The 8,583-nt window shown below is 67.0% G+C and carries 10 protein-coding genes and 1 pseudogene; all 11 read right to left on the reverse strand.

Going from position 1 to position 8,583, the window contains the following annotated elements; genetic code table 11:
• Positions 1 to 15: 15 nt before the first annotated feature.
• Positions 16 to 603, reverse strand: coding sequence for an imidazoleglycerol-phosphate dehydratase HisB (hisB, locus tag L810_RS29220; protein WP_011350728.1), 588 nt, complete (start codon positions 601 to 603; stop codon positions 16 to 18).
• Between the two features lie 65 nt (positions 604 to 668).
• Positions 669 to 1,742, reverse strand: a complete 1,074-nt coding sequence (gene hisC, locus L810_RS29225) for a histidinol-phosphate transaminase (RefSeq protein ID WP_021161857.1) — start codon at positions 1,740 to 1,742, stop codon at positions 669 to 671.
• Positions 1,743 to 1,887: 145 nt separating this feature from the next.
• Positions 1,888 to 3,204, reverse strand: coding sequence for a histidinol dehydrogenase (gene hisD, locus L810_RS29230; RefSeq protein ID WP_021161858.1), 1,317 nt, complete (start codon positions 3,202 to 3,204; stop codon positions 1,888 to 1,890).
• 24 nt (positions 3,205 to 3,228) lie between these two features.
• A complete protein-coding gene (hisG, locus tag L810_RS29235) occupies positions 3,229 to 3,882 on the reverse strand; it encodes an ATP phosphoribosyltransferase (protein WP_027788540.1) in 654 nt (217 codons plus the stop codon).
• Positions 3,883 to 3,890: 8 nt separating this feature from the next.
• Entirely contained in the window at positions 3,891 to 5,240 is a 1,350-nt protein-coding gene (murA, locus tag L810_RS29240) for a UDP-N-acetylglucosamine 1-carboxyvinyltransferase (RefSeq protein WP_021161860.1), read from the reverse strand.
• Between the two features lie 14 nt (positions 5,241 to 5,254).
• Entirely contained in the window at positions 5,255 to 5,494 is a 240-nt protein-coding gene (locus L810_RS29245) for a BolA family protein (RefSeq protein WP_006477131.1), read from the reverse strand.
• A 56-nt stretch (positions 5,495 to 5,550) separates the two neighbouring features.
• Positions 5,551 to 6,306: an ABC transporter permease gene (locus tag L810_RS29250; RefSeq protein WP_021161861.1), complete on the reverse strand. Its 756-nt coding sequence runs from the start codon at positions 6,304 to 6,306 to the stop codon at positions 5,551 to 5,553.
• A complete protein-coding gene (locus L810_RS29255) occupies positions 6,303 to 7,229 on the reverse strand; it encodes an ABC transporter ATP-binding protein (protein ID WP_021161862.1) in 927 nt (308 codons plus the stop codon). The genes L810_RS29250 and L810_RS29255 overlap by 4 nt, the downstream gene beginning before the upstream one ends.
• Before the next feature lie 192 nt (positions 7,230 to 7,421).
• The gene (locus L810_RS29260; RefSeq protein WP_021161863.1) at positions 7,422 to 7,697 is read right to left on the reverse strand and encodes an STAS domain-containing protein; all 276 of its coding nucleotides are present in this window, start codon (positions 7,695 to 7,697) and stop codon (positions 7,422 to 7,424) included.
• A complete protein-coding gene (locus L810_RS29265) occupies positions 7,694 to 8,323 on the reverse strand; it encodes an MlaC/ttg2D family ABC transporter substrate-binding protein (RefSeq protein WP_042976633.1) in 630 nt (209 codons plus the stop codon). The genes L810_RS29260 and L810_RS29265 overlap by 4 nt, the downstream gene beginning before the upstream one ends.
• Before the next feature lie 111 nt (positions 8,324 to 8,434).
• Positions 8,435 to 8,583: pseudogene (locus tag L810_RS49305) on the reverse strand (MlaA family lipoprotein); the annotation flags it as partial.

The following is an 8,583-nucleotide window of genomic DNA, read 5'->3' on the forward strand; positions in this document are numbered from 1 at the left end:
CCGGTCAGTTCAGGTTCAGAGGCTGCCCTTCGTCGACGGGATCTGCCCCGCCGCACGCTCGTCCAGCTCCACCGCCGCGCGCAGCGCACGGCCGAAGGCCTTGAACACAGTCTCGAGCTGATGGTGCGCGTTGATCCCGCGCAGGTTGTCGATGTGCAGCGTGACGCCCGCGTGGTTCACGAAACCGCGGAAGAACTCGATCGACAGGTCGACGTCGAACGTGCCGATCCGCGCACGCGTGAACGGCACGTGGAATTCGAGGCCCGGCCGGCCGGAGAAGTCGATCACGACGCGCGACAGCGCCTCGTCGAGCGGCACGTACGAATGGCCGTAGCGACGGATGCCCTTGCGGTCGCCGATCGCCTTCGCGACGGCCTGCCCGAGCGTGATGCCGACATCCTCGACCGTGTGGTGGTCGTCGATATGCGTATCGCCATGCGCTTCAACCTCGAGATCGACCAGACCGTGTCGAGCGATCTGGTCGAGCATATGGTCGAGGAACGGCACGCCGGTAGCCAGCTTCTGCTGGCCCGTGCCGTCGAGATTGAGCTTCACACGGATCTGCGTTTCGCTGGTATTGCGAACGACTTCCGCCACACGCATGGCAATTCCTTGACTGAGTCGATGTAAATGGGGATTGATCGTTTCGCGCCGCGGCGCCCGCAGGCTCAACCGGGCAGCGCGAGTTTCAAAGCGGCCAGCAGGCGCGCGTTTTCGTCGGGAGAACCGACGGTGAGCCGCACGCATTCAGCCAGCAACGGATGCATTTTACTCACGTTTTTGACCAAAACCCGCTCGGTGAGCAGCGCGTCGAACACGGCGGCCGCGTCCGGCACCCGCACCAGCAGGAAATTGCCGGCGCTCGGGAACACCGTCGCGCCCGGCAGCGCGGCCACCGCCTGCGCGAGACGCGCGCGTTCCGCCCGCAGATCGGCCGCCTGCGCGTCGAGCACGCCGAGGTGGTCGAGCAGGAAATCGGCGGTCGCCTGGGTCAGCACGTTGATGTTGTACGGCGGGCGCACCTTGTCGAATTCGGTCAGCCATGCGGGCGAACCGACCAGATAACCGAGGCGGATGCCCGCGAGGCCGAGCTTCGACACCGTGCGCATCACGACGACGTTGTCGAATTCGGCGGCGCGCGGCAGCCACGAGCGCCCCGCGAACGGCTGGTACGCCTCGTCGATCACGATCAGGCTGTGCCGCGCGGCCGCGACGATCCGTTCGATGTCGGCATCGTCGTACAGCGTGCCGGTCGGGTTGTTCGGATAGGCGAGATAGACGAGCGCCGGACGATGCTCGGCGATCGCCGCGAGCATCGCGTCGACATCGAGCGTCAGGTCGGCCTTCAGCGGCACGCCGACGAATTCGAGCTGCGCGAGCTTGGCGGACAGTTCGTACATCACGAAGCCCGGCACCGGCGCGAGCACCTTCGCGCCCGGCTTCGCGCAGGCCACCGACATCATGCTGATGATTTCGTCCGAGCCGTTGCCGAGCAGCACGTCGCAGGCGGCCGGCACGCCCATCGCGTGGCGCAGCTTGTCGATCAGCGCGGCCGGGCGCGGCGCCGGGTAGCGGTTCAGCGCGACCTGCGCGAGACGCTCGCCGAGCGCCGCGGCGAGCGGTTCGGGCAGCGGGTACGGGTTCTCCATCGCGTCGAGCTTTACGAATCCGCTCGCGTCCGGCACCGGATAGCTCGTCATCGCGAGCACGTCGCGGCGAATGATGTCTTGTGGCGTCGTCATGATCTCAAGCCGGCGTGCGTCGCGCCGGCGTCAAATGATCGGCAAGGCGGAGGCCGCCGCCCTGCACAGGTGTCTCCAGCCCCGGCCTTCGGGGTGCGGGCCGGGCGGCACATCCGCGCCTGCCCCGGCCCCGCGCTGCGTGCGCTCAGTTCTTCATCCGGAATTCGGCGCTCTTCGCGTGCGCCTGCAGCCCCTCGCCATACGCGAGTTCGGATGCGATCTCGCCGAGCGTCTGCGCGCCTTCGGCGCTGACCTCGATCAGGCTCGAGCGCTTGATGAAGTCGTACACGCCGAGCGGCGACGAGAAACGCGCGGTGCGCGACGTCGGCAGCACGTGGTTCGGGCCCGCGCAGTAGTCGCCGAGGCTCTCGCTCGTGTAGCGGCCGAGGAAGATCGCGCCCGCATGGCGGATCTGCTGGCCCCATTGTTGCGGCTCCAGCGCGGAAATTTCCAGGTGCTCGGGCGCGATGTCGTTCGCGATCCGGCAGGCTTCGGCCATGTCGCGCACCTTGATCAGCGCGCCGCGGCCTTCGAGCGACGCGCGGATCACGTCCTGGCGCGGCATCGACGGCAGCAGCTCGTTGATCGCCTTCTCGACGCGCTCGAGGAACGCACCGTCCGGACACAGCAGGATCGACTGCGCGAGTTCGTCGTGCTCGGCCTGCGAGAAGAGATCCATCGCGACCCAGTTCGGGTCGGTCGTGCCGTCGCACAGCACGAGGATTTCCGACGGCCCGGCGATCATGTCGATGCCGACCGTGCCGAACACGCGGCGCTTCGCCGACGCGACGTACGCATTGCCGGGGCCGCAGATCTTGTCGACGGCCGGCACGGTCGCCGTGCCGTACGCGAGCGCGCCGACCGCCTGCGCGCCGCCGATCGTGAACACGCGATCGACGCCGCCGAGCAGCGCCGCGGCGAGCACGAGGTCGTTCTTCACGCCGTCCGGCGTCGGCACGACCATCACGATCTCGCCGACGCCCGCGACGCGCGCGGGAATCGCGTTCATCAGCACCGACGACGGATACGCCGCCTTGCCGCCCGGCACGTACAGGCCGACGCGGTCGAGCGGCGTGATCTTCTGGCCGAGCACCGTGCCGTCGCTTTCCGTGTACTGCCAGCTATGCGTGCCGCACTCGATCTTCTGCTTCTCGTGGTACGCGCGCACCCGCGCGGCCGCCGCTTCCAGCGCCGCGCGCGCCTTCGGCGCGAGGCCGTCGAGCGCCGTCTGCAGCGCGTCCTGCGGCAGCTCCAGCGCGGCGACGCTGTTCGCGCTCAGCCGGTCGAAGCGGTTCGTGTATTCGAGCACCGCGGCGTCGCCGCGCGACTTCACGTCGGCGAGGATCTGCGCGACCGATTGCTCGATCGCCGCGTCTTCGCTTGCCTCGAATGCGAGCAGCGCGCGCAGCTCGGCGCCGAAGCCTTCGCTCGTCGAATCGAGCTTGCGGATGGTGATGGACATGGGGGTTCCGTTACGGTGATGCGCTCAACCGCCATTCTGCGACGCGCGTTCGAACGCGTCGAGGATCGGCTTGAGCGCCGTGCGCTTCAACTTCAGCGCAGCCTGGTTCACGACGAGGCGCGACGAGATCGCCATGATCTCCTCGACCTCGACCAGATTGTTCGCCTTCAGCGTGCCGCCCGAGCTGACGAGGTCGACGATCGCGTCGGCCAGCCCCACCAGCGGTGCGAGTTCCATCGAGCCGTACAGCTTGATCAGGTCGACGTGCACGCCCTTCGCGGCGAAGTGTTCGCGCGCCGTTTCGACGTACTTCGTCGCGACGCGCAGCCGCGCGCCCTGGCGCACGGCGCTCGCGTAATCAAAGCCGGCCGATACGGCCACCGACATCCGGCAGCGCGCAATGTTCAGGTCGATCGGCTGGTACAGGCCCGAGCCGCCGTGCTCGACCAGCACGTCCTTGCCGGCCACGCCGAAATCGGCCGCGCCGTATTCGACATAGGTCGGCACGTCGCTCGCGCGCACGATGATCACGCGCAGGTCCGGGTTCGTCGTCGGCAGGATCAGCTTGCGCGACGTTTCCGGATCCTCCGTCACCTGCACGCCGGCGGCGGCGAGCAGCGGCAGGGTTTCCTCGAAAATCCGGCCCTTCGACAACGCAAGGGTCAACGGCGGGGTCAGCGGCGCGGTCATGCTTGGCTCCCGGAAAGGCGGCGCACGTTCGCGCCGACAGCGGTCAGTTTGGCTTCCATGCGGTCGTAGCCGCGGTCCAGGTGATAGATGCTGTCGACGAGCGTTTCGCCGTCGGCACGCAGCCCGGCGATCACGAGGCTCGCCGACGCACGCAGGTCGGTCGCCATCACGTTCGCGCCCGACAGCTTCTCGACGCCCGTCACGAGTGCGGTGTTGCCGTCGATCGTGATGTTCGCGCCGAGCCGGTTCAACTCCTGCACGTGCATGAAGCGGTTCTCGAAAATGGTTTCGACGACCTGCGCGGTGCCCGTCGCGACCGTATTGAGGGCCATGAACTGCGCCTGCATGTCGGTCGGGAACGCCGGGTATTCCGACGTGCGGATCGTGACCGCCGACGGCCGGCGGTCCATCTTCACGCGCAGCCAGCTGTCGCCTTCCTCGATCGACACGCCGGCTTCGCGCAGCTTGTCGATCACCGCGTCGAGGATGTGCGGGCGCACGCCCGTCAGCATCACGTCGCCGCCCGCCGCCGCGACCGCGCACAGGAACGTGCCGGCCTCGATGCGGTCGGGGATCACCGAATGGCGCGCGCCGTGCAGCCGCTCGACGCCCTGGATCACGAGGCGGTCGGTGCCGATGCCGTCGATTTTCGCGCCCATCGCGACCAGCAAGTGCGCGAGATCGCTCACTTCCGGCTCGCGCGCCGCGTTTTCGATCACCGTCTCGCCGTCTGCCAGCGTCGCGGCCATCAGCAGATTCTCGGTGCCCGTCACCGTGATCATGTCGGTCACGATGCGCGCGCCCTTCAGCCGCTTCGCGCGCGCTTCGATGAAGCCGTGCTCGATGCTGATCTCGGCGCCCATCGCCTGCAGGCCCTTGATGTGCTGGTCGACCGGCCGCGCGCCGATCGCGCAGCCGCCCGGCAGCGACACCTTCGCCTCGCCGAAGCGTGCGAGCAGCGGCCCGAGCACGAGGATCGACGCGCGCATCGTCTTGACGAGCTCGTACGGCGCCACGAGGTTGTCGACGCGCGACGCGTCGAGCTGCACGCGGCAGCCGTCGGTCTCGCTCTTCACGCCCATCTGGTTCAGCACCTTCAGCGTGGTGCGCACGTCTTTCAGGTTCGGCACATTGTCGAGGTCGACCGGATCGGCGGTGAGCAGCCCCGCGCACAGGATCGGCAGCGCGGCATTCTTCGCGCCCGACACGACGATCTCGCCCGACAGGCGGTGGCCGCCTTCGATCACGAGCTTGTCCATCCCATGGCCATGCGATTCCCCGTTGGCGGCCGGGTGTGCCGTGGCGACGCTCTGGACGGCGTCGCGCTCGTTGACGGTGACTTGCACTCAGTGAGTTCCGGTTATGCGTTCTGCCATTCGGCGGGCGTCAGCGTCTTCATGCTGAGCGCGTGAATTTCCTGCTTCATGCGATCGCCGAGCGCCGCGTAGACGAGCTGGTGCCGCTGGATCGGGCGCTTGCCTTCGAAGGCCGCCGACACGATCGTCGCGAAGAAATGCTGGCCGTCGCCTTCGACTTCCAGATGCGTGCAGGCGAGACCGCCGGCGATGTATTGCTTGACCTGTTCGGGAGTCGGCAACATGGTGTAAGGCTCCTGTCGGCGCGCGCCGCCTGGATGGCGGCCGCTGCCTGTCGATATCAATGACGCAGTTTGTAGCCGGTCGCGAGCAGCCGCATCGCGATCAGCGCGAGCAGCACGAAGAAACCGGTGACGATCGCGAGGCTCGCGAACGGGTTGATGTCGGACGCGCCGAAGAACCCGAAACGGAAGCCGTCGATCATGTAGAAAAACGGATTGAGACGCGAGATCTCGCGCCACACGGGCGGCAGCGAATGCGTCGAATAGAACACACCGGACAGGAACGTCAGCGGCATGATCAGGAAGTTCTGGAACGCGGCGAGCTGGTCGAACTTCTCGGCCCAGATCCCGGCGATCAGGCCGAGCGTGCCGAGGATCGCCGAGCCGAGCAGCGCGAACGCAATGATGAACAGCGGCGCCGCGAAATGCATCGGGATAAACCAGATCGTCACGACGAACACGCCCGTGCCGACCGCGAGGCCGCGCATCACGGACGCGAGCACGTACGCGCCGAAGATGTCGCGGTACGACAGCGGCGGCAGCAGCATGAACACGAGATTGCCGGTGATCTTCGACTGGATCAGCGACGACGAGCTGTTCGCGAACGCATTCTGCAACACGCTCATCATCACGAGGCCCGGTACGAGAAAACTCACGTACTCGACGCCCGGATAGACCTCGACGCGGCCCGACAGCGCGTGGCCGAAGATCGTCAGGTACAGCAGCGCCGTGACGATCGGCGCGAGCACCGTCTGGAACGACACCTTCCAGAAACGCAGCAGCTCCTTGTAGAACAGCGTTTGAAACCCGCTCATGCCAGTCCCTCGATCACCTCGGCCCCGTTCATCACCTGGACGAACACGTCTTCGAGGTCGGCCTTGCGGACCTCGATCTCGTCGAATGTGCAGCCCGCCGCGCGGCATTGCGCGAGGATCCGCTCGACATCGTCGTAGCTCGTCAGGCGCAGCAGGTGCTCGCCCGGCGCGCGCGCGGCCGGATCGGTCTCCAGCCCGCGCAGCTCGGTGGGCAGCGCGCCCGTTGCCAGCCGCAGGTACAGCTGCAGCCCGGCGAAGCGGCGCAGCAGCGCGTCGGTGCGGTCGAGCGCGACGACTTCGCCACGGCGCAGCATCGCGATGCGGTCGCACAGCGACTCGGCTTCCTCGAGGTAGTGGGTGGTCAGCACGATCGTGTGACCTTCGCGGTTCAGGCGCGAGATGAATTTCCACAGCGTCTGGCGCAGCTCGACGTCGACGCCGGCGGTCGGCTCGTCGAGCACGATCACGGGCGGCCGGTGCACGAGCGCCTGCGCGACCAGCACGCGGCGCTTCATCCCGCCGGACAGCGCGCGCATGTTCGCGTCGGCTTTCTCGGTGAGGTCGAGATTGGCCATCACCTCGTCGATCCAGTCGTCGTTGCGGCGCAGCCCGAAATAGCCGGACTGGATCCGCAGCGTCTCGCGGACGGTGAAGAACGGGTCGAACACGAGTTCCTGCGGCACGACACCGAGCGCGCGGCGCGCGCCACGGAAGTCCTTGACGACGTCGTGACCGCGTACCGAGATACTGCCTTCGTCGGCCCGGGCGAGCCCGGCGAGGATACTGATGAGCGTGGTCTTGCCTGCGCCGTTGGGGCCGAGCAGACCGAAAAACTCGCCTTCCTCGACCGACAGGCTGACGCCCTTGAGCGCCTGAAGCGATTTGTAGCGCTTCTTGACGTGACGGATTTCTATGGCTGACATGACTGTGCGCGGCGCAAGGGCCGCGACGCCTATTCTGTGCTTGCTGCGAATGAAAATGGGGGCCGGACGCCGATTGGCTGCCCCGCAAAACGCTTGATTATAGGGCAAACCGGCTGGTGGAGCCGGTGCCGGAGGCACGCGGCCTGAAGCGTGCGCGCGCCGGCTGGCGCGGCAGGCTCCGGTCGGACAGGGTCAATGTCGCCCGGTGCCTTCGATGAGCGCGTCGACGCCGTAGGCGCGCGCGAGGCTGGCGAGCTTCGGGGGGAGATTGAGGATGTCGAGGGTCGCGCCGCGCGCCTTGGCGGCACGTTGCCATGCGAGCAGCACGGCGAGCGCGGACGAGTCGAACTGCGTCAGCGCCGCGCAATCGACGGCGGTCGCGCCCTCGCCGATGCGCGCAAGACCGTCCGCGAGCGCGGACTTCGCGCTCGCGACGGTCAGCGAGGAGCCGGCTTCGAAACCGCTCACGACGCTTGCTTGCCGGCGGCAAGTTGCTGGTTGCGCTGCGTGAGGAACTGGATCAGGCCGTCCACGCCGCTTTGCTGGATCTTCTCGTTGAACTGCTGCTGGTACGTCTGGATCAGCCATGCGCCGAGCACGTTCAGGTCATACACCTTCCAGCCGTTCGCCGTCTTGTACAGGCGGTAGTCGATCTGGACCGGCTGGCCGTTGTTCATCGCGACCGTCTTGACCACGACGTCGGTATCGGCCGAATCGGCACGGAACGGCGGGTACTGGATCTGCTGGTCCGGCTTCAGTTGCGCCAGCGCGCCCGAATACGTGCGGATCAGCAGCAGCTTGAACTGCTCCTGAACCTGCTGCTGCTGTTCGGCCGTCGCCGTGCGCCAGTTGCGGCCCATCGCGAGCTGCGTGGTGCGGCGGAAATCGGTGTACGGCAGGATGTCCTTGTTGACGATCGAGATGATGCGGTTGGTGTCGCCCTGCTTGATCGTCTGCTGCTTGACTTCGTCGAGCACCTGCTGCGTCGCCGTCTTGATCAGCGCCTGCGGGTTCGACTGGTCGACTTGCGCGTGGGCTGCGCTGCCGAACGAGAACAGCGCCGCGAAAACGGGGATCAGGAATAGTTTTTTCATCATAGTGACCTGCATGAATAAGTCGATGCGAAGGTTGGAGCAGGTAGCTTACGCGCAAGTTCGCGCACGCTACCGACTGAATCGTTTCTGGCTGTAACGAATGTAAATCCGTCAGTGCAGACGAATGCTCGGGAAGCGGAACCCGCCCGGCGACGGCGGCGCCACCTGCATCGGCGGCACGTTCGTCTCGCTGGCCGGGTTCGGCGATTCGGCCGCGCCCGATGCGCCTGCCGGCGCCGTCGCGCCGCCCACCGCTGCCG

The organism is Burkholderia sp. AU4i (genome assembly GCF_000466765.1).
Classification (GTDB): domain Bacteria; phylum Pseudomonadota; class Gammaproteobacteria; order Burkholderiales; family Burkholderiaceae; genus Burkholderia; species Burkholderia cepacia.